This window comes from Streptomyces triticisoli (assembly GCF_003270085.1).
GTDB classification, from domain to species: domain Bacteria; phylum Actinomycetota; class Actinomycetes; order Streptomycetales; family Streptomycetaceae; genus Streptomyces; species Streptomyces triticisoli.
Map to the genome: position 1 here is coordinate 34,991 of NZ_QFDQ01000038.1, position 19,824 is coordinate 54,814.

Consider the following 19,824-nt stretch of genomic DNA (forward strand, 5'->3'; position numbering starts at 1 on the left):
GGGGCGACGCGCCTACAGGAACGAGTTGATCTCGATCGTCTCCTCGCGGCCCGGGCCCACGCCGATCGCGGAGATCGGGGCGCCGGACATGTCCTCCAGGGCCTTGACGTAGGCCTGGGCGTTCTTCGGGAGGTCGGCGAAGGTCTTGGCCTCGCTGATGTCCTCCTGCCAGCCGGGGAGGTACTCGTAGACCGGCTTCGCGTGGTGGAAGTCGGTCTGGGAGTACGGGAGCTCCTCGACCCGCTCGCCGTCGATGTCGTAGGCGACGCAGACCGGGATCTGCTCCCAGCCGCTCAGGACGTCGAGCTTGGTGAGGAAGAAGTCGGTCAGGCCGTTCACTCGGGTGGCGTACCTCGCGATCACCGCGTCGAACCAGCCGCAGCGGCGGTCACGGCCCGTCGTCACGCCCCGCTCGCCGCCGATGCGGCGCAGCGCCTCGCCGTCCTCGTCGAACAGCTCGGTCGGGAAGGGGCCGGCGCCGACGCGGGTCGTGTAGGCCTTCAGGATGCCGATGACGCGGCTGATCTTCGTCGGACCGACGCCGGCACCCGTGCAGGCGCCGCCCGCGGTCGGGTTGGAGGAGGTGACGAAGGGGTACGTGCCGTGGTCGATGTCGAGGAGGGTGCCCTGGCCGCCCTCGAAGAGGACCACCTTGTCGTCGTCCAGCGCCTGGTTGAGGATCAGGACGGTGTCGGCGACGTACGGCTCGATCTGCTCGGCGTAGCCCAGCAGCTCCTCGACCACCTGGGTGGCGGTGATCGCGCGCCGGTTGTAGAGCTTGGTGAGGATCTGGTTCTTGACGTCGAGGGCCGCCTCCACCTTCTGGGTGAGGATCGACTCGTCGTACAGGTCCTGCACCCGGATGCCGACGCGGTTGATCTTGTCCGCGTAGGTCGGGCCGATGCCCCGGCCCGTGGTGCCGATCTTGCGCTTGCCGAGGAAGCGTTCCGTCACCTTGTCGACAGTGACGTTGTACGGCGTGATGATGTGGGCGTTACCGCTGATCAGCAGCTTGGAGGTGTCGACTCCGCGCTCGTTCAGACCGCTCAGCTCGGAGAGCAGGACCGACGGGTCGACGACGACACCGTTGCCGATGACCGGCGTACAACCGGGCGACAGGATTCCGGAAGGGAGGAGGTGCAGTGCATACTTCTGGTCACCGACGACGACGGTGTGGCCGGCGTTGTTGCCGCCCTGGTAACGCACCACATAGTCCACCGAGCCGCCGAGCAGGTCGGTGGCCTTTCCCTTGCCCTCGTCACCCCACTGAGCACCGAGCAGCACAAGTGCGGGCACGCGCGTACACCCCTTCCGGGCGGGGCATGTCCAAGGTCAGGGGCGTACGCGGGCTCGCAGCCACGTATCCCCGCGACCGTGGTCGGTCGCACAACCCGTCGGACCGGATGCCCCGGAATAGACGAAGCCCCCGCGCAATCGCGCAAAGGGGCTCTTGCACAAAGATGCTACCCGAGGAAGCGAGGCAGGACCGAGGTGGCGACTCATCCCACGTCCGATCAGCTGCTGGTGGTCATCGACCCGGTCGCCCGGCGAACGGACGGGGAATCCGTACGGATCGCGAAAGACGTGCTCAGCGGGGGTGCCACCACCAAGGTGTGCCTGCCGGACGGGCCGGAGGAGTTCGCCCGCGCGCTGGTGCGGCGCGGCTCGCGGCGGCCGGTGGTGGTCGGCGACGACCGGGCGCTGCTGCGGGCGGTGTCGGTGCTGCACCGGCAGCGGGAACTGGCCGAATGTGTGCTGTCGGTCGTGCCGGTCGGGGGTGTCACGTCCCTGGCCCATTCGCTGGGCGTGCCCGCGGGGGCGGTGGCGGCGGCACGGGCGGTGCTGGACGGTGCCGAGCGGCGGCTGGACCTGCTCGTCGACGACAGTGACGGTGTGGTGCTGGGGGCGCTGCGGATTCCTCCGGTCTCCCCGCGGGAGGCTCCGGTGGGGGCCACGGCGGTCTCGGCGGGGGCCGTCGGGCACCCGTGGCTGCGGACCTGCCAGTCCCTCGTACGGACACTGGTGACCCGCCCGCCGAGGGCGACGGCGGTGGCCGGTCCGGGTGCCTCCCGGCTGCGCGTGGAGGTCGACGGGGAGATGGTCGTGGACCTGGACCAGCCGGTGGAGGCCGTCTCGGTCACGCCCGGGGATTCCGGGAGGGCGGAGGTGGAGGTACGGCCCCTGTCGGGGCCCGGCGCGGAGGCCTCGCCCCTGCTGGCACAGGGGCGCACGGTGACCGTCTCGGGCGCGGACTTCCGGTACCGGGCGGACGCGGTGGTGTCGGGGCCGGTGCGGACGCGGACGTGGCGGGTGGTGGAGGGGGCCTGGGGGCTCACGGTGCCGGTTTCGGCGGGGTGACGTCAGGCTTGAGTCTTGGGCCGGTGGAACTCGCTTGTGTCGAGGGTGCAGCCGAAGGGGTCCGGGATGGGCAGCTTCTCGCCGAACGGCTTGCTGATGCGGACCTGGTATTTCCTCGCCGACGGAGACCCGTAAACGATGGCCTCCTGCTCCTGCATGTCCAGGAGCAGGTACACGGGAACGCCCGCCCTGGCATAGACCTCGACCTTGCCGGTCAGGTCGTCGTTCCGTGTGGGGGGAGAAGTCAGCTCGGCGACGAAGGACAGGGCTTCGCCGTCCAAGCGGTTGCTCTCCGTTTGAAAGACCCGCTGATGCGCCGCATGAATGTCCGGCCCGTACGCGCACTCATCCCCTGGGAAGACGAACAACTGAGGGGTCCGCTCGATGACGTGGCCCTTAGGGAGGTAAGGCCCGAGTTGGTCGCAGACCGACTTCATGATCGGGGTGTAATACCCCTTCGACCACGGCGACAAGACGATGTTCCCCCTGATGATCTCGGCCTTGAAGCCGACGGGCGCAATCAGCTCATCGAGGGCGTCCAGCATCACCTCGAGGCTTCCGGATCCGGTGCCGCTTATCGTCGGTCGCTCTGTCATCAACGTCATGATGCGCCCTCCCTCTGATACAGACCAGTCCGCCACTCAGAGTATCCGATCGACTACATCACTCGCCCAGGTTCTCCTCCCGGTACTCGCGCCACCGCTCCATCATCCCCGCCACATCCCGCTCGATGAACTCGAAGAACGCCAGGGTCTCGGACAGCCTGCGCCCCGCCGGGGTCTCCGCGCCCAGGCCGGCGACGCCCTCCCGCAGGGCGCCCTCCCACCGTTTGATGATCGCCTCGCGGTTGGTCAGCGCCTCGTACCACTGGTTGCTGTGCACCCGGTAGCGCTCCCGGCGCGAACCGGGCTCCCGCTCCCGTGACACCAGGTGCACCTGGGACAGGTAGCGCACCGCGCCGGAGACCGCCGCCGGGCTGATCCTCAGCTGGTCGCCCAGCTCGGCGGAGGTCAGGGCGCCGGAGTCGGAGGCGAGCAGCGCGGCGAAGACCCGGGCCGGCATGCGCGGCACGCCCGCCTCGACGAGCTGTGCCGCGAAGTGCTCCACGAACCGCGACACCGCCTCCGGGTCCCGCTCCACCGCCGCCGCCTTCGACTCCGCCATGCCTCCAGCCTATCCGCGATTCATACGCTTTCTTAACTTCACAAATTTCTGAAAGAAGCGTACGTTGCGCAGCATGACGCAGGCAATCACCGTCTCCGGGCTGCACAAGTCCTTCGGCCGGACCCACGCCCTGGACGGCCTCGACCTGGACGTCGCCACCGGCGAGGTCCACGGCTTCCTCGGGCCGAACGGCTCCGGCAAGTCCACCACCATCCGGGTCCTGCTCGGCCTGCTGCGCGCCGACTCCGGCGCCGCGCAGGTGCTGGGCCGCGACTCCTGGACGGACGCGGTGGAGGTGCACCGCCGGATCGCCTACGTCCCCGGGGACGTGACCCTGTGGCGCAACCTCTCCGGGGGCGAGGTCATCGACCTGTACGGCAGGCTGCGCGGAGGACTCGACCGGCGGCGCCGGGACGAGCTGGTCGAACGCTTCGAGCTGGACCCCACGAAGAAGGGCCGGACGTACTCCAAGGGCAACCGGCAGAAGGTCGCCCTGGTCGCCGCCTTCGCCTCCGACGTCGACCTGCTGATCCTGGACGAGCCGACCTCGGGCCTCGACCCGCTGATGGAGGAGGTCTTCCAGCGCTGCGTGGCGGAGGAACGCGACCGCGGCCGCACCGTCCTGCTCTCCTCCCACATCCTCAGCGAGGTCGAGGAGCTGTGCGACCGGGTGAGCATCATCCGCAGGGGCCGCACCGTGGAGAGCGGTTCGCTGGCCGACCTGCGCCACCTCACCCGCACCAGCGTCACCGCCGAACTCGCCGGACCCCCCGACGGGCTCGCCCGTCTGCCCGGCGTCCACGACCTCGACGTACAGGGCCGGCGGGTCCGCCTCCAGGTGGACACCGACAAGCTGAACGAGGTGCTGCGCTCGCTGAGCCGGACGGGCGTACGCTCGCTGACCTCCACCCCGCCGACGCTGGAGGAGCTGTTCCTGCGGCACTACCAGGACGAGGCCGGTTCCGAGGCGGACGACAGGACCGCGGAGGTGACGCGATGACCGCCACGGCCTCCCCCGCCCCTGCCGCGCGGACCGGCCGCTCCCGCCATCTCGCCGGCACCGGCACCCTGCTGCGCTTCGCCCTGCGCCGCGACCGCGTGATGATCCCGGTCTGGGTCGCGGTCAACGCCCTGATGGTCCTGTCCATGCCGAACACGATCAAGGGCCTGTACGCCACCCCGGCCGAACGCGCCGACCTGATGCGGCAGATGGCGACGAACGCCTCCCTGCGCGCCATGGTCGGCCCGGTGTTCGGCGACTCGCTGGGCGCGCTGACGGCCTGGCGGGTCGGGGTGTACGCGGGGGCACTCGCCGCCGTCATGAGCCTGCTCGTCGTCGTACGGCACACCCGGGACGAGGAGGAGAGCGGGCGGCAGGAGTTGGTGTCGTCGGGGATGGTGGGCCGCCGGGCCCCGCTGACGGCGGCGCTGCTCGCGGCGGCGGTCGCGAACGCTGCCCTGGCCCTGCTGATCACGGCAGGCCTCGCCGGACAGGGCGCCCCGGGTGCTCTCGCCTTCGGGCTCGGGGTGGCGGGTGTGGGGATGGTCTTCGCCACGATGGCGGCGATCGTCGCCCAGCTCACGGAGAGCGCCCGGCTGGCCCGCGGCCTGACCTCCGCCGTCCTGGGCGCGGCCTTCGTCCTGCGGGCGGCGGGCGACTCGGCGACGGATGGGGGCACCGCCCAGGCGTTCAGCACTGGGGGAGGGTCGTCCGTGCTGACCTGGGTGTCCCCGCTGGGCTGGCTGGAGAACCTGCGGGCCTTCGCCGGCGAGCGCTGGTGGGTGCTGCTGCTGTTCGCCGCCGCGGCGGTCGTCCAGGCCGGCGTCGCCTACGAGCTGGCCGGGCGCCGGGACATCGGCATGAGTTTCCTGCCGACCCGGCCGGGACCCGCCCGGGGGCACATCGGAACGGCGGGCGCGCTGGCCTGGCGGCTGCAGCGGGGCAGCGTGCTCGGCTGGAGCGTCGGCTTCTTCGTCGCGGGAGTCGTCTACGGCGGGATGGCGGACGGCGCGGCCCAGCTGGTCGGCGACAACGCCAAGGCCCGGGAGATCTTCCAGCGGATGGGCGGGCAGGCCGGCCTGACGGACGCCTTCCTCGCCGCGATGGTCGGGATGCTCGGCCTGGTCGCCGCGCTCCACGTCGTCTCCTCCGTGCTGCGCCTGAGCGGCGAGGAGAGCTCCGGCCGCGCCGAGCCGGTGCTGGCGGGCGCGGTGGGCCGGCTGCGCTGGGCCGCCGGGCATCTGCTGCTCGCCTTCGGCGGCTCGGTCCTGATCATGCTCCTGGCCGGGCTGGGCCTCGCGGTCGGCCACGGCAAGCAGGTCGGGCCGGTGCTCGGCGCGTGCCTGGTGCAGGTGGCCGGGGTGTGGGTGGTCGGCGGTGTCGCCGTCCTGCTCCACGGCGTCCTGCCGCGGGGGGCCGTGGCCGCGTGGGGCGTGGCCGGGGCGGTGCTGCTGATCGGCTGGATCGGCCCCGCGCTGGACGTCCCACAGCTCGTGCTGGACCTCTCCCCCTTCGGGCACCTGCCCAAGCTGCCGGGCGGGCGGATGGAGTGGGGGCCGGTCGGCGTCCTGTCGGCGCTCGCGGTGCTCCTGGTGGCCGGAGGGCTGGCGGGACTGCGCAGGCGGGACATCGGCGGCTGAGCGTGCGACGGGGTGCGCGGCTCAGTCGGCGTACTGCTTGAGCTCCTCGGTGTCGAGTTCGATACCGAGGGGCTCCGGCAGCGAGAGCTTGACGCCGAAAGACTTCCTGGCGGCACTGCGGTACCCCTCTCCCGGGGCGGGGTCGCTGTAGAGCGTGACGGAGGAGTCGTCGCGGTCGACCAACAGGTAGAACGGAATGCCCGCGTCACCGTAGGCCAAGGGCTTCTCCTTGCGGTCCCGCTGATCGGTGTCCGAGTCGTACGACGTGACCTCCAGGACCAGCAGCACCCCCTCGGTCGGCGCCCACTCACCATGCCCTGCGAAGTGCGCTGCGGGCACCAGCACCCCGTCCGGACGCGCCCGTCCCTTGCGGTACTTCTCCACCCTCAGCCCTTGCCCCTGATACAGGTCCAGGTCGGGCCGCGACTGCATACAGCGCCGCATCAGCCACATCACGATGGTGTTGTGGTCGCCATCAGGCACGTTCTTGACCCCGATCCGCCCGTCGATGAACTCGAACCTGACGGCGTCGTCGGTCTCCCTGGCCGCGAATTCGGCGATCCTCTCGAACTCCTCCACGGACATCTGGGACGTGTGCGTCGTGCGCTCTGCCATAACCGTCATGGTGCACCCCCTCTCGGGTCACGGCCAGTATGCCGAGCGGCGGGTGGTCGATGATCGGAAATGATCCGTCATCAGCCGAACGGGTGAGCCGGGCACGGACGTCAGCGCACCACCACGCCCAGCCCCTCCAGCCCCCGGATCACGAAGTTCGGCTTGCGCTGCGGCTCCGCCGCCAGGGCGAGCGTGGGAGCTTGCTCCAGCAGGGCTCCCATGGAGGCCGCCAGTTCGATGCGGGCCAGGGGGGCGCCGATGCAGTAGTGGATGCCCGCGCTGAAGGAGATGTGGGGGTTGTCCCGGCGGGTGAGGTCCAGGCGGGCGGGGTCGGTGAAGACCGCCGGGTCGTGGTTGGCCGAGCCGAAGAGCATGGCGATCTCCGCGCCCCTCGGGATCGTCGTGCCGGCGACCTCGATCTCGTCCAGGACCCAGCGTTCGAAGAGCTGCAGCGGGGTGTCGTAGCGCATCAGCTCCTCGATCGCGGACGGGATCAGGGAGTGGTCCGCGCGCAGGGCCGCCAGCTGGTCCGGGTTGCGGAACAGTGCCCACCAGCCGTTGACCGTGGCGTTCACCGTGGCCTCGTGGCCGGCGTTGAGGAGCAGTACGGCCGTGGAGATCATCTCCTGTTCCGTCAGCCGGTCGTCCTCGTCGTGCGCGGCGATCAGCCCCGAGATCAGGTCCTCGCCCGGCTTCTTGCGGCGCTCGGCGATCAGCTCGCGCAGGTAGTCGGAGAACTCGGCCGACGCCCGCACCGCCTTGGCCGCCGCATCCTCGGACGGGTTCAGCTCGTACATCCCGCAGATGTCCGCCGACCAGGGCCGCAGCGGGGCCCGGTCCGCCTCGGGGATGCCCAGCATCTCGGCGATCACGGCGACCGGCAGCGGTTCGGCGACATCCGTGAGCAGGTCGCCGCCGCCCGCCTCCACCAGGGCGGAGACCAGCTCGTTCGCCAGCCGGTGCACGTACGGCTTCAGCTGCTCCACCGTGCGCGGGGTGAACGCCTTCGACACCAGGCGCCGGATCCGGGTGTGGTCCGGCGGCTCCAGGTCGAGCATCCCGTGGTCGTTGAGGACGTGGAACGGCTCGTGCTCCGGCGGGGGCGCCGTACGGCCGAACTCCTCGTGCGTGAACCGGTGCTGGTAGGTCCGGCCCAGCCCGCGGTCCCGCAGCAGCGCCGAGACGTCCGCGTGGTGCGGGACCAGCCACTGGTCGCTGGGCTCGTAGTAGAGCACGCGGCCCCGCCCGCGCAGTTCGGCGTAGGCGGGGTACGGATCGGCGACGAACGCCGGGTCCCACGGGTCGAAAGCGAGGTCGGAGACAGCTGCCATGCCCGGACGCTAGCCCGGCCCGCCCCGGTCTGACCAGGGGTGCCGCCGCACCTCACACCGCCCGGCCGGGGCGGCTCACCCCGGCGTGACCAGCCGCGCCTCGTACGCGAACACCGCCGCCTGGGTCCGGTCCCGCAGCCCCAGCTTCACCAGGATCCGGCTCACATGGGTCTTGATGGTCGACTCGGCGACCACCAGCCGCTCGGCGATCTCCGCGTTCGACAGTCCCTGCGCGATCAGCACCAGCACCTCCGTCTCCCGCTCGGTCAGCTCCCCGTACGCCGCCTGCCCGGTGGCCGCCGGCCGCGGGGGCTCGGTCATCCTGGAGAACTCCGTGATCAGCCGCCGGGTGACCGAGGGCGCGAGCAGCGCCTCGCCGGCCGCGACCACCCGCACCCCGTCGGCGAGCTGCCGCGCCGAGGCGTCCTTGAGCAGGAAGCCGGAGGCTCCCGCCCGCAGCGCCTGGTACACGTACTCGTCCAGGTCGAAGGTGGTCAGCACCAGTACCTTCGCCGTGCCGTCCGCGGCGACGATCTCCCGGGTCGCCTCGATGCCGTTCAGCTCCGGCATGCGGATGTCCATCAGCACCACGTCCGGGGCCAGTTCGCGTACCCGCTCCACCGCCTCGCGTCCGTTGACGGCCTCGCCGACGACCTCGATGTCGGGCATCGCGTTCAGCAGGACCGAGAAGCCCTCGCGCACCATCATCTGGTCGTCCGCGATCAGGACGCGGATCGTCGTGCCGGTCGTCATGCTCCGGCTCCGTCGTCGTCCGTGCGGCCACCGTCCGTACGGCCACCGTCCGCGCGCTCGCCGTCCGTGCGCCCCGTCACCGTGGCGACCGGCAGGAACACCGCCACCTCGTACCCTCCGTCGTCGGCCGGGCCCGCCGTCATCTCGCCGTCCAGCATCGACACCCGCTCCCGCATGCCGGTGACGCCGTGTCCGGCCCCGGGCGAGGGTTTGATGAGCGACGGCTCGGGCGGCGGGCCGTTGACCACGCGCAGGGCGAGCCCGCCGAGGACGTAGCCGACCTCCACCCGGGCGCTCGCGCCGGGCGCGTGCCGCAGGGTGTTGCTCAGGGCCTCCTGGACGATCCGGTACGCCGACAGCTCCACGCCCTGCGGCAGTTCGCGCACCGCGCCCATCACCGTCTTCTCCACGCTCAGACCGGCCTCCCGCACGTTCGCCAGCAGCGTGTCGAGGTCGGCGAGCGTGGGCTGCGGGGCCTGGGGAGCCTCGTAGTCCTCGGCGCGGACGACCCCGAGGACGCGGCGCAGCTCGGTCAGGGCCGCCACCGCGTTCTCCCGGATCGTGGCGAACGCCTTCTCCAGCTCCGGCGGCGGGTTCTCCACCCGGTAGGGGGCGGCCTCGGCCTGGATGGCGACGACGGACATGTGGTGGGCCACGACGTCGTGCAGCTCGCGGGCGATCGTGGTGCGCTCCTCCAGCAGGGTGCGCCGGGACCGCTCGTGCGCGGTCACCGTCTGCTGGGCGGTCACCTCCTGCTCGGCGTCGCGGCGTATGTGCCAGAGGGTGACGACGAGGAGGAGGAGCGCGGAGATGACCAGCATGGGTGCCGAGTTGTCGCTGTGGTGGTAGCCGATCACGGCCTGGGCGGCCAAGGCGTAGCACGCGGTGACCATCCAGGTCCACGCCGCCGTGCGCGGCCGGGTACGTATGGCCACCACCGTGAGCACCGTCAGGTGCGCGACGAAGCTGCCGGGCGACCACGGCCAGCCGCTGAGGTTGCCGAACACCACCCACGAGGCCGCGGTCGCCACCAGGGACAGCCAGAAGGCTCCGACCGGGCGAACCAGGGTGAGCAGGACCGGGACCAGGGCCAGCAGGCCGTACACCGGTGCCGGGCCGCCGTGGGCGCTCGCCCACGCGAGGAGCATGGCCAACAGACCGGCCCCCACCACCACGGCGTGCGGGGTCCAGGCCGCGTACTCCCGCAGACGGCCGGGCAGCCGCCGGGTCAGCGGGCCGTCGACGCTCATGCGGCGCAGCGGACGGTAGGCGAAGGCGCCCTGGAACAGATCCTGCCGCAGCCCGCGCGAGGCGTTCGCGGCCAGCTCGTACTCGGGGCTGCGTGGCTTGTACGCGCCGAACGCGCCGCCCGGCGCCGTCCGCTGCGTCTGGGTCGTCTCAGTCACGGTGAGAACGGTAGAGGGGAGGCGGGGTCGCGGTCGTCCCCAGTGAGAGGGGTCTTCCACGGTCCGTCTCAGGTACTACCGGCAGCACGGCCCGGCCCCCGGCCCCGGGACTCACCACGCCAGCTGGGCGATCTCCTCCGCCACCACCGCGCACGCGTCCGCCGCCGGATCGATCAGGGGGAAGTGGCCGACCTCCGCCAGGAGGGTCAGGCCCACCAGCTCGCCCGCCTTCGCCGCCGCCTCCGTGTAGGACTCCGCGACCGCCTGGGGTACGTCCACGTCGGCACGGCCCTGGACGAGGGTCGTCGCGATGCCGGTCGGCAGGAGGAGGGCCGGGTCGGCGTAGGGCCGGCGCTCCACGAAGCCCTCGTCGCCGCCCAGGAGTTGGCGGGCCGCTCCGCCGCACACGTCCAGTTTTTCGGCGACGGCGAAGTCGGCGATCGGGGCGAGGGCGACCACGCCGCGCAGCGGTGCGGGGCCGTCCGTGCGCCAGGGGGCGTCGGCCGGGAGGACGTGACGGGCCGCCGCCCACAGGGCCAGGTGGCCGCCCGCCGAGTGACCGGTGATCACCGTGCGCCGTGTGTCGGCCTGCGGAAGCGCCTGCCGTACCAGCGCGGGCAGGGCGTCCAGGGCGGCGGCCACGTCGTCGAACGTGTCCGGCCAGCGGCCCGCGACCGGGACCTCGTCCCCGGCCGCCGGGGCGGTGCTGCCGCGCCGGTACTCGACGTTGGCCACGGCGAAGCCGCGGCGGGCGAGGAAGTCCGCGAAGGGGGTGATGTGGCGGCGGTCGTACGGGGACCGCCAGGCGCCACCGTGCAGCACCACCACGAGCGGGGCCGGGGAAGCCGGGGAGGAGGACGCCGGGGAGCCGGGGGTGCCGCGCGGGGCGTAGAAGTCGACGACCTGGTCGGGGTGGTCGCCGTAGGCGGCCGTGGCGTCGGGGTCGACGGGCGCGTGCGAGAAGGCCGACTCCTCCTCCGCGGCGGCACGCGCGGCCGCGTCACGGCCGGCGGTGTTCTCCGGTTCTGCGGCATCGCCCGGTGCGGCGGCGTCCGGCATGCTCCAACCTCTCAGCGACGTAACGGTATGAGCGGACCGGAGGAAAATCGTTCGGCCGTTGGCCGGGACGGTACCAGGCCGATCATGTGCGCGGAGGCGGGGATGTCACGCTCGGTGAGGCCGGACGGTCCTGCCACACGGCGTGGGGGCCGTGCGGCAGGACCGTTCACCGGAATCGGCCGGGTGGGCGGCGGGTCAGCCGAGCAGCACCTCCGCCAGTACCCGCGCCGCCCGCTCCACGTCCCTGAAGCCGACGTACAGCGGGGTGAAGCCGAAGCGCAGGACGTCGGGGTGGCGGAAGTCGCCGACCACGCCGCGCTCGATCAGCCGCTTCATCACGTCCCCGGCGTCCGGACAGCGCAGGGCCACCTGGCTGCCCCGCTCCTCGTGGGCCACCGGGGTCAGACACTGCACGCGTCCGGCGGGGACGTACTCGGCGACGCACTCCAGGAAGAAGTCCGTCAGCGCGAGGGACTTGGCGCGCACGGCCTCGACCGTCACCCCGTCCCAGACGTCCAGCGCCGCCTCCAGGACGAGCAGGGAGAGGATGTCGGGCGTGCCCACCCGCCCCCGCAGCGCGCCCGCCGCCGGCTCGTACGCGTCCCGCATGCCGAAGGGCTCGGCGTGCGAGTTCCAGCCGGGCAGCGGGGAGTCGAAGCGGTCCTGGAGGTCGCGGCGGATGTACAGGAACGCCGGTGAACCCGGGCCGCCGTTCAGGTACTTGTAGGTGCACCCGACCGCCAGGCCGACGCCGTGCTCGTCCAGCCCCACCGGCAGGGCGCCCGCGCTGTGGCACAGGTCCCAGACGGCGTACGCGCCCGCCGCGTGCACGGCCGCGGTGAGGGAGGGCAGGTCGTACAGGCGGCCGGTGCGGTAGTCGACGTGGTTGAGCAGGACCGCGGCGGTGCGGGAGGACAGGGCCCCGGGCACCTCGGCCGGCGTCACCGGGCGCAGGGCGCAGCCCGTCATGCGGGCCGCCGAGCCCGCGATGTAGCCGTCCGTGGGGAAGGTCGTCGCGTCGACCAGGATCTCGTCCCGGTCGCTGCCGCCGTCACCCGGCTCCCGGGCCATCCGTACGGCCGCCACCAGCGCCTTGAACACGTTGACGCTGGTCGAGTCGCCCACCACGATCCGGCCGGGCGCCGCCCCGACCAGCGGGGCGATCCGGTCGCCGATCCGCTCGGGCGCGGTCCACCAGCCGCTCTCCGTCCAGGAGCGGATGCGCAGCTCGCCCCACTGGCGGCGGACGACGTCGGCGATCCGGTCGGGGACGTGCGCGGGGAGCGCGCCGAGCGAGTTTCCGTCCAGGTAGACGCCCTCGTCGAGGACGAACCGGTCGCGGAGCCCCGCCAGTTCGTCCGCCGCGTCCAGCTTCTCTGCTTTTGCGATCGGTTCAGACATGGGACCTCGCTGTCCACAGCTCGGGGAAGACGTTCTTGCGGGCCCGCTTCTCCAGCCAGGCCACCCCGGCGGAGCCGCCCGTGCCGGGCTTGGCGCCCATCGCGCGGCGGGTGGCGACCAGGTGGTCGTTGCGCCAGCGCCAGACCAGTTCGGCGACATCCGTCAACGCCTCGCCCAGGCGGGCGAGTTCGTGGTCAGGGTCACCGGAGTAGAGCGCCGTCCAGACGGCCTCGACCTCCTCCGAGGGCTCGTAGCGCAGCGAGACGTCACGGTGCAGGACGGCGTCCGGGACGGCGTGCCCGCGCCGGGCGAGCAGCCGCAGCACCTCGTCGTACAGGCTCGGCTCGTGCAGCGCCTTCTCCAGTTCCGCGTGGGCGCGGGGGGCGCCGCGGTGCGGGACGAGCATGGACGCGGACTTGTCGCCGAGCAGGAACTCCATCCGGCGGTACATCGCCGACTGGAAGCCGGAGCCCTCGCCGAGGGCGCCGCGGTAGCTGTTGAACTGGGCCGGGGTGAGCTGTCCGAGCGGCTTCCAGGAGGCGTTCAGCGCCTCCAGTTCCCGTACGGACCGCTTCAGCGCGGCGGTCGCCGTCGGTACGTCGTCCGAGCGCAGGGCGCGGGCGGCGGTCTCCCACTCGTGCACGATGACGGTGAACCACAGCTCCATCACCTGGGTGGTGACCAGGAAGACCATCTCTCCGGGATCGTCCGAGAGGGGCTGCTGGAGGTGGGTGAGCACGTCCGCCCTGACGTAGTCCTCGTACGGCGTCGTGCCCGCGAAGTCGAGATGCGGGGTCTCGGGCTCATTGGTCTCAGCGGCCTCGGTGTGCTGAGGGGTCGGGTGAGCCTGTTGGGACATCGCTGTCTCCTGTTGTACTCCGGGTAGCGGTCCGCCCCTGCCGATGCCGGCACGGGGGCCCCGGTCCCCACCGGCATCCTGCGCACCCCGGGCACGGAGCGCAAGGCCCGCCCGGTCGTTCGGGCGGGCCCGCGTGCAGGACGCGCAGGAAGCCGCGGTTCGGCTCGTGCTCCCAGGTTCACGAGGCCAGGCCGGACCGCACCCGACCGGCGGTTTTGTCAGGTCTCCTCGGTCCAGTACCGCTGGAGCCGCGCCATCGCCTCTTCCTTGGTCAGGGCTGCGACCTCCTCCTCGGCGAGCCCGGCGCGGTGGATCAGCAGGAACACCAGATCGGCGGGGAGGGTTTCCTTCGGCGTCTCGGGGGCCCCACGGTCCGGGAGCGTGCCGTCCAGCACGCATGTCCAGAACCCGTCTTCGGTGACGTCCAGTTGGTCGCGCAGGATGTGCGCCCATATGGCGGCCCCATAGACCGTGCGGTCCACTGGGTGGGAGATCCGGGTGCGCAGCACCCGGCCGTCGTGGAGCGTGAGTTCGTACGTCACATGATGCGTGCCGGTGCGGCCCCGTGCATCCCGCACCCGCTTCCACCCTTCGATGTGGCAGAAGCTGTCGTGACGCCGGCGGCCCGGCTGGGGCCACGTCAACGCGGGGCCCCCACGATCCAGTCCCGCAGTTCCGCGTCGTCACTCAGCGCGATCAGCTGTACCAGTCCCCAGTTGTCCTGGTGGTTGGGTGCCGTCCGCAGTCGCTCCTGCCAGTCCTCCGCGTACTCGCGCAGAGCATCGGCCATTTCCCCTATGGCCTCGTCGAAGGTGGCGCCGTCCGCGGCCACCGGCAGCCCCGGAATGAACACCGACCAACCGCCCGCCTCGGGGACCACCCGCGCCTTCGACGGACACACCAGGGCCAGGTACCGGAGCAGCCGGGAGACGTCCACGACGGCGGCCCGGCCCTGGTCGCGGCGCACAGTGGCGACCCGTCCCTCGTCAGCCGCGTCCAGGAGGTCCTTCAGGTGCGCGCGCGCCTCGGTGTAGCTCTCGTAGTGCACGGCCGACATGGGACCTCCTTGGATTCAGGGCTCCACCGTGCACCACGGGGGTAAGTACGTCAAGTACTTCGCGTACTTACCTCAAGCCCGTCGCGTCCGGGTGGCCGGGGGCGAGCGCGGCCGGAGAGCGGGCCGACGCACTGCCTGGCGCCGGTGCGCAACTGGCAGACTGCACGTATGACCACGCACAAGAACCTGCTCAGCGGCCCTGAGCCGACGTACCTGCCGGAAAACGAAGAGGCGTACCGCCTGCTGGGCGAGGACTCGTTGCCGCCGGCCGAGGTAGTGGCGAAGCACCCCACGTTCTCGCTGGCCTGGGCCATGCTCGCCGATGACGCTTTCGAGGCCGGGCGAGTGGTCGAGTCGTACGCGTACGCACGCACCGGCTACCACCGTGGACTCGACCAGCTCCGCCGGGCCGGCTGGAAGGGGCATGGCCCCGTCCCCTGGAGCCACCAGGCCAATCGCGGTTTCCTGCGTTGCCTCGCCGCCCTGGCCCGCGCGGCCGGCGCGATCAACGAAAAGGACGAGACGGAGCGCTGCTGGCAGTTCCTTCAGGACAGCAGCGCCGAGGCGTACGCCGAGCTGAAGCGATAACAGCCACAGCGGCTCGAAAGAACGTGCTGCCGCTCCTCAAGAAGCGGCAGCACGGAGGATCCGATCACGGACCGGGCCCCGCCCGAGCCGTCATCGACCAACTGCCCCACGCCGGCGACGACGCCGGATACCGCGCGGCCACCTCGGCGGGCGAGGTCATGGGATCCGGTCTGCTGCATTGCCCGTGATCGGCAACAGTTGCCTTCGGCCCCTCAGGAACGGCCGGTTCCGCGGGCACACTGCAAGGTGAAGGACGACGACACGATCACGAGGCCGACCCAGCGCTGGAAGCCGTGGACCCGCGCCCTGTGTCCAGCGGTGGAGCCGTCACCCAGCCGTGGGTGCGGCATTCCGGGTGACGGCAGTCCGGGGCCGGGCGGCGGACGGTCGCGAAGGCCAGCACCGCCCCCGCCACCAGCACTCCCGCGCAGACCGGCATCGCACGGTGGAACGCGGCGTCGAAGGCGGGCGGGGAGCGGTACGCCTCCGGGCCCATCCCGGACAGCAGGGGCAGGGCGGCCACCGCGATCAGGCCGGCCGCGCGGGCGGCGGCGTTGTTGATGCCGCTGGCCAGGCCGGCGCGGGAGGTGTCCACCGAGGCGAGGACGGTGGCGGTCAGCGGGGCGACCAGGGTGACCATGCCGGCGCCCATGACCAGCAGGGCCGGCAGGACGTCGGTCAGGTAGTCCGCGCCCTCGCCGACCCGCAGCATCAGCAGCATCGCCGCCGCGCAGAGCAGTGGTCCGGCCGTGAGCGGGATACGTGGGCCGATGCGGTCGGCGAGGGCGCCCGAGCGGGCCGAGAAGAGAAGCATGAGGACGGTGGTCGGGAGCAGGGCGGTGCCCGCGGCGAGCGGCGAGTAGCCGGCGACGACCTGGAGCTGGAGCGCGGTGAGGAAGAAGAAGCCGCCGAAGGCCGCGTACACGCACAGGGTGACCAGGTTGACCGCGGTGAACTGGCGGGAGGCGAAGATGTCCAGCGGCATCATCGGGTCCCGGCGGTGCTTCTCGACGTACCCGAAGGCGACCGCGGCGGCCACCCCAGCGGTCGCGGTCAGGGCTACGGCCAGGGAGCCGCCGCGGGCCTCGATCAGGGCGTACGTCACCAGGGCGAGGGACAGCGCGCCGAGCGCCGCGCCCAGGACGTCGAAGCGGCCGTGGGCGGCGGGGTCGGCGGACTCGGGGACGTGGCGTACGGCGATGGGCGCGCAGGCCAGGGCCAGGGGGATGTTCAGCAGGAAGACCCAGCGCCAGCCGGGGCCGGCCACCAGCCAGCCGCCGAGGAACGGGCCGACGGCCGCGCCGATGCCCCCGAAACCGGACCACAGGCCCACGGCTCTGCCCCGGTCGTCCGGGTGGAAGGAGGCCTGGATGAGGGCGAGGGAGCCGGGGGTGAGGAGGGCGCCGCCGATGCCCTGCAGGGCGCGGGCGGCGACCAGGACGGCCGGGTTCGGGGCGAGGCCGCACAGCAGGGAGGCGGCGGCGAACCAGACGACTCCGAGCACGAAGATGCGGCGACGGCCGTACCTGTCGCCGAGTGAGCCGCCGAGAAGGATCAGGCCGGCCAGGGTGACCAGGTACGCGTTGACCGTCCACTGCAGGGCGCCGAGGCTCGCGTCCAGGTCGCGGCCGATGCGGGGCAGGGCGACGTTGACGACGGTCGAGTCCAGCAGGGCCATGCTGGAGCCGAGCACGGTGGTGAGCAGGATCCAGCGGCCGGTGGGGCTGGAGATCCGGACGGCCGGGGTGTGCTGTGCGGTGACAGCCATGGTGGGATCATCCCGCGCCGGCCGGTCCGGAGCCAGGCGGGCGGGCGGGAAGACGGAGGACGGACGGCGACGGGCCGGTGCCGCGGCTGCGGCACCGGCCCGTCGGAAGGCACCGTGACGTTACTTGATCTTCGTGCCCGTCGAGCGCAGGTTGCCGCAGGCCTCGACGATGCGCTGGGCCATCGACGCCTCGGCCAGCTTGCCCCAGGTGCGCGGGTCGTAGGTCTTCTTGGAGCCGACCTCGCCGTCGACCTTGAGGACGCCGTCGTAGTTCTTGAACATGTGGTCGGCCACGGGACGCGTGAAGGCGTACTGGGTGTCCGTGTCGATGTTCATCTTCACCACGCCGTTCTCCAGCGCGGTGCGGATCTCCTCCTCCGTGGAGCCGGAGCCGCCGTGGAAGACGAAGTCGAACGGCTTGCTGTCGGCCGGGCGGCCGAACTTCGCCGCGACGCCCTCGTTGAGCTCCCTCAGCAGGTCCGGGCGGAGGACGACGTTGCCCGGCTTGTACACGCCGTGCACGTTGCCGAAGGAGGCGGCCAGCAGGTAGCGGCCCTTGTCGCCCAGGCCCAGGGCCTCGGCGGTGCGGATCGCGTCCTCGACCGTGGTGTACAGCTCGTCGTTGATCTCGTGGGAGACGCCGTCCTCCTCGCCGCCCGTCGGGGTGATCTCCACCTCGAGGATGATCTTCGCGGCGACGGTACGGGCGAGCAGCTCCTGGGCGATCTTCAGGTTGTCGGCCAGGGTCTCCGCGGAGCCGTCCCACATGTGGGACTGGAACAGCGGGTTCCTGCCGTCCTTGACGCGCTCCTCGGAGATCGCGAGCAGCGGACGTACGTACCCGTCGAGCTTGTCCTTCGGGCAGTGGTCCGTGTGCAGCGCGATGTTGACCGGGTACTTCTCGGCGACGATGTGCGCGTACTCGGCCAGGGCCACGGCGCCGGTGACCATGTCCTTGCTGTACTGGCCGCCCAGGAACTCGGCGCCGCCCGTGGAGATCTGGACGATGCCGTCGCTCTCCGCCTCCGCGAAACCGCGCAGGGCCGCGTGCAGGGTCTGGGAGGACGTCACGTTGATGGCCGGGTAGGCGAACTTGCCTGCCTTCGCCCGGTCGAGCATCTCGTTGTAGACCTCGGGGGTTGCGATGGGCATCTGTCCGCTCCTTGTATCTGCGGGGTGCGTCTGCGTGCTTACGGCCCTGACCTAGGGAGTGACGTCATTGTCGGCCCCATCTTCGCAGACGTTGCCGGAAGTGTCGGACACCCAGTCCAACCTGTGGATGAACCGGGTCGTCCGGGACGGGGCGCCCGGTCCGCCCACCGGCTCAGTCCAGGCCCAGCTCGTCCTTCGAGTACGCGAACAGGTACGGCACCCCGGCGCCCTCCTGGATCTTCTCGGCCGCGCCGGTCGCCCGGTCCACGATCGTCGCCACGGCCACGACCTCGGCGCCCGCCTCGCGCACGGCCTCCACGGCGGCGAGCGGGGAACCGCCGGTCGTGGAGGTGTCCTCGACGACCAGCACCCGGCGGCCCTTGATCTCCGGGCCCTCCACGCGCCGCTGCAGTCCGTGCGCCTTGGCGGCCTTGCGCACCACGAAGGCGTCCAGCCTGCGCCCGCGCGCGGCGGCGGCGTGCAGCATCGCCGCGGCGACCGGGTCGGCGCCCATGGTCAGGCCGCCGACCGCGTCGAACCCGAGGTCGGCGGTCAGGTCCAGGAGCACCTGGCCGACCAGCGGGGCCGCCTCGCCGTCGAGGGTGACGCGGCGCAGGTCGACGTAGTAGTCGGCCTCCAGGCCGGACGACAGCGTCACCCTGCCGTGCACCACGGCCTTGTCCTTGATCTGCTGCAGCAGCTCGCCGCGAACGTCGCTCATGCCGGCCAGCTTAAGCGCCGCGCCAGGTCCAGGTCGTCGTGGCCTCCAGTGGTTCCAGCGGTGTGACCAGGCGCGGGAGGGTGTTCAGGCCGCCCGGCGGACCGGTCTGCGGCTCCACGCACACGGCGGCCTGCTGCTCGTCGTAGACGACGACCCACTCCACGGGGCTGGTCACCCTCAGCTCCAGCTGCCCGGGCCAGGTGAGCGTGACGTCGACGCCTCCGGGCATGCCGAAGCAGTCGTCCCAGGGGCCGGGCTTGGGGTCGATGCGGTGACCGGTGGGCAGGTGGTCCTCGCCGCGCTCCTCCTGCCAGGCGGGCTGGAAGTCGATCCGTACGTCGTCCCGCCCGAGGTTGCGGTTGAACCACGGGTGCCAGCCGACCTGGGCCGGGAAGGAGGACTCGTACGTCTCCACGGACATCGTCAGCGTCAGGGCGTTCCCGGTCAGGGTGACCACCTGGGTGACGCGGCCGGGGTAGGGCCAGGGGTCGACCAGGTCGTACGTCATCACCGCCTCGTCCGCCGAGGTGCGGGCCGTGCGCCAGACGCCGTCGCGGGCGGTGCCGTGGATGGCGTGCGGCGGGGAGTTGAGCGGCATCTGGTGGACGACGGCACCGTCCCGGAACCGGCCGTCGCGGATGCGTCCGCACCAGGGGACCATCGGGAAACAGCCGAACCGCTCTCCCTGACGGAGCAGCTCCAGCCCCCCGACGCGGAGCCCCGCGACGCGCCCTCCGTTGCCCGGCCGCACGATCGCCTCCGCGTCTCCCGCGGTCAGCGTGATGTCTTCGTTACTCACGCAACGAGGCTACTGTGCGGATCAAGGGGGTGGTTTCCGCCGGGGGCGCCGGTGCGGGGGGGGCGCGGCCGAGCCGCGCAAGGCGGATACGCTCCGGCGGCGCGAGGCGGGTGCCGCCCGGCTGCGCGGTGCCGCCGCGCAAATCGGGCGCCG

Annotated in this window: 20 protein-coding genes; 4 read left to right on the forward strand and 16 right to left on the reverse strand. The window is 71.9% G+C overall.

Translation table 11 applies throughout. The features are described from left to right. Window positions 1-12: 12 nt before the first annotated feature. Window positions 13-1,296, reverse strand: coding sequence for an adenylosuccinate synthase (locus DEP02_RS07770; protein ID WP_112466609.1), 1,284 nt, complete (start codon window positions 1,294-1,296; stop codon window positions 13-15). 195 nt (window positions 1,297-1,491) lie between these two features. On the opposite strand from DEP02_RS07770, the gene DEP02_RS07775 reads away from it, so the two are divergent. Continuing rightward, window positions 1,492-2,358: a diacylglycerol kinase family protein gene (locus DEP02_RS07775; RefSeq protein WP_112466610.1), complete on the forward strand. Its 867-nt coding sequence runs from the start codon at window positions 1,492-1,494 to the stop codon at window positions 2,356-2,358. Between the two features lie 2 nt (window positions 2,359-2,360). Here the strand turns inward: DEP02_RS07775 and DEP02_RS07780 are convergent, their stop codons facing one another. Both DEP02_RS07780 and DEP02_RS07785 read right to left on the reverse strand, forming a co-directional pair. After that, a complete protein-coding gene (locus tag DEP02_RS07780; protein WP_112466611.1) occupies window positions 2,361-2,963 on the reverse strand; it encodes a Uma2 family endonuclease in 603 nt (200 codons plus the stop codon). A gap of 58 nt (window positions 2,964-3,021) precedes the next feature. Further along, complete coding sequence (locus tag DEP02_RS07785; protein WP_112466612.1) at window positions 3,022-3,522, reverse strand: GbsR/MarR family transcriptional regulator; 501 nt, start codon at window positions 3,520-3,522, stop codon at window positions 3,022-3,024. A gap of 73 nt (window positions 3,523-3,595) precedes the next feature. On the opposite strand from DEP02_RS07785, the gene DEP02_RS07790 reads away from it, so the two are divergent. Together DEP02_RS07790 and DEP02_RS07795 are read left to right on the forward strand one after the other, a co-directional pair. Beyond that, window positions 3,596-4,522, forward strand: coding sequence for an ABC transporter ATP-binding protein (locus DEP02_RS07790; protein ID WP_112466613.1), 927 nt, complete (start codon window positions 3,596-3,598; stop codon window positions 4,520-4,522). Further along, entirely contained in the window at window positions 4,519-6,162 is a 1,644-nt protein-coding gene (locus tag DEP02_RS07795; RefSeq protein ID WP_112466614.1) for an ABC transporter permease, read from the forward strand. The genes DEP02_RS07790 and DEP02_RS07795 overlap by 4 nt, the downstream gene beginning before the upstream one ends. Window positions 6,163-6,183: 21 nt before the next feature. Here the strand turns inward: DEP02_RS07795 and DEP02_RS07800 are convergent, their stop codons facing one another. From DEP02_RS07800 to DEP02_RS07840, 9 genes are all read right to left on the reverse strand, one after another. Further along, window positions 6,184-6,786 (reverse strand): Uma2 family endonuclease, encoded by a 603-nt coding sequence (locus tag DEP02_RS07800; protein WP_112466615.1) that lies wholly within the window; start codon window positions 6,784-6,786, stop codon window positions 6,184-6,186. Between the two features lie 101 nt (window positions 6,787-6,887). Beyond that, window positions 6,888-8,108 carry a cytochrome P450 gene (locus DEP02_RS07805; protein WP_112466616.1) on the reverse strand — a complete coding sequence of 407 codons (1,221 nt, stop codon included), beginning with the start codon at window positions 8,106-8,108 and terminating at the stop codon, window positions 6,888-6,890. Window positions 8,109-8,183: 75 nt separating this feature from the next. Next, entirely contained in the window at window positions 8,184-8,861 is a 678-nt protein-coding gene (locus DEP02_RS07810; RefSeq protein WP_112466617.1) for a response regulator, read from the reverse strand. Next, window positions 8,858-10,267: a sensor histidine kinase gene (locus DEP02_RS07815; protein ID WP_112466618.1), complete on the reverse strand. Its 1,410-nt coding sequence runs from the start codon at window positions 10,265-10,267 to the stop codon at window positions 8,858-8,860. The genes DEP02_RS07810 and DEP02_RS07815 overlap by 4 nt, the downstream gene beginning before the upstream one ends. Window positions 10,268-10,378: 111 nt before the next feature. Next, window positions 10,379-11,326, reverse strand: a complete 948-nt coding sequence (locus tag DEP02_RS07820) for an alpha/beta hydrolase (protein ID WP_112466619.1) — start codon at window positions 11,324-11,326, stop codon at window positions 10,379-10,381. 195 nt (window positions 11,327-11,521) lie between these two features. Next, on the reverse strand, window positions 11,522-12,727 hold the full coding sequence (gene kynU / locus DEP02_RS07825; RefSeq protein ID WP_112466620.1) for a kynureninase: 1,206 nt from the start codon (window positions 12,725-12,727) through the stop codon (window positions 11,522-11,524). Further along, window positions 12,720-13,586 carry a tryptophan 2,3-dioxygenase family protein gene (locus DEP02_RS07830; protein WP_112466621.1) on the reverse strand — a complete coding sequence of 289 codons (867 nt, stop codon included), beginning with the start codon at window positions 13,584-13,586 and terminating at the stop codon, window positions 12,720-12,722. Before DEP02_RS07830 ends, kynU begins: the two co-directional genes overlap by 8 nt. A gap of 218 nt (window positions 13,587-13,804) precedes the next feature. Continuing rightward, a complete protein-coding gene (locus tag DEP02_RS07835) occupies window positions 13,805-14,164 on the reverse strand; it encodes a cytotoxic translational repressor of toxin-antitoxin stability system (RefSeq protein ID WP_232839002.1) in 360 nt (119 codons plus the stop codon). A 62-nt stretch (window positions 14,165-14,226) separates the two neighbouring features. Continuing rightward, on the reverse strand, window positions 14,227-14,643 hold the full coding sequence (locus DEP02_RS07840) for a RelB antitoxin-like protein (RefSeq protein WP_112466623.1): 417 nt from the start codon (window positions 14,641-14,643) through the stop codon (window positions 14,227-14,229). 168 nt (window positions 14,644-14,811) lie between these two features. Here DEP02_RS07840 and DEP02_RS07845 point away from each other — a divergent pair, with 168 nt between their 5' ends. Next, entirely contained in the window at window positions 14,812-15,231 is a 420-nt protein-coding gene (locus DEP02_RS07845; RefSeq protein WP_112466624.1) for a DUF3151 domain-containing protein, read from the forward strand. Between the two features lie 265 nt (window positions 15,232-15,496). Here DEP02_RS07845 and DEP02_RS07850 read toward each other — a convergent pair whose 3' ends face one another. The 4 genes from DEP02_RS07850 to DEP02_RS07865 form a co-directional block, all read right to left on the reverse strand. After that, entirely contained in the window at window positions 15,497-16,999 is a 1,503-nt protein-coding gene (locus tag DEP02_RS07850) for an MFS transporter (RefSeq protein ID WP_112466625.1), read from the reverse strand. A 120-nt stretch (window positions 17,000-17,119) separates the two neighbouring features. After that, window positions 17,120-18,151 carry a class II fructose-bisphosphate aldolase gene (fbaA, locus tag DEP02_RS07855; protein WP_112466626.1) on the reverse strand — a complete coding sequence of 344 codons (1,032 nt, stop codon included), beginning with the start codon at window positions 18,149-18,151 and terminating at the stop codon, window positions 17,120-17,122. Between the two features lie 172 nt (window positions 18,152-18,323). After that, on the reverse strand, window positions 18,324-18,872 hold the full coding sequence (gene pyrE / locus DEP02_RS07860) for an orotate phosphoribosyltransferase (RefSeq protein WP_112466627.1): 549 nt from the start codon (window positions 18,870-18,872) through the stop codon (window positions 18,324-18,326). 10 nt (window positions 18,873-18,882) lie between these two features. Then, on the reverse strand, window positions 18,883-19,671 hold the full coding sequence (locus tag DEP02_RS07865) for an aldose epimerase family protein (protein ID WP_112466628.1): 789 nt from the start codon (window positions 19,669-19,671) through the stop codon (window positions 18,883-18,885). Window positions 19,672-19,824 lie beyond the last annotated feature (153 nt).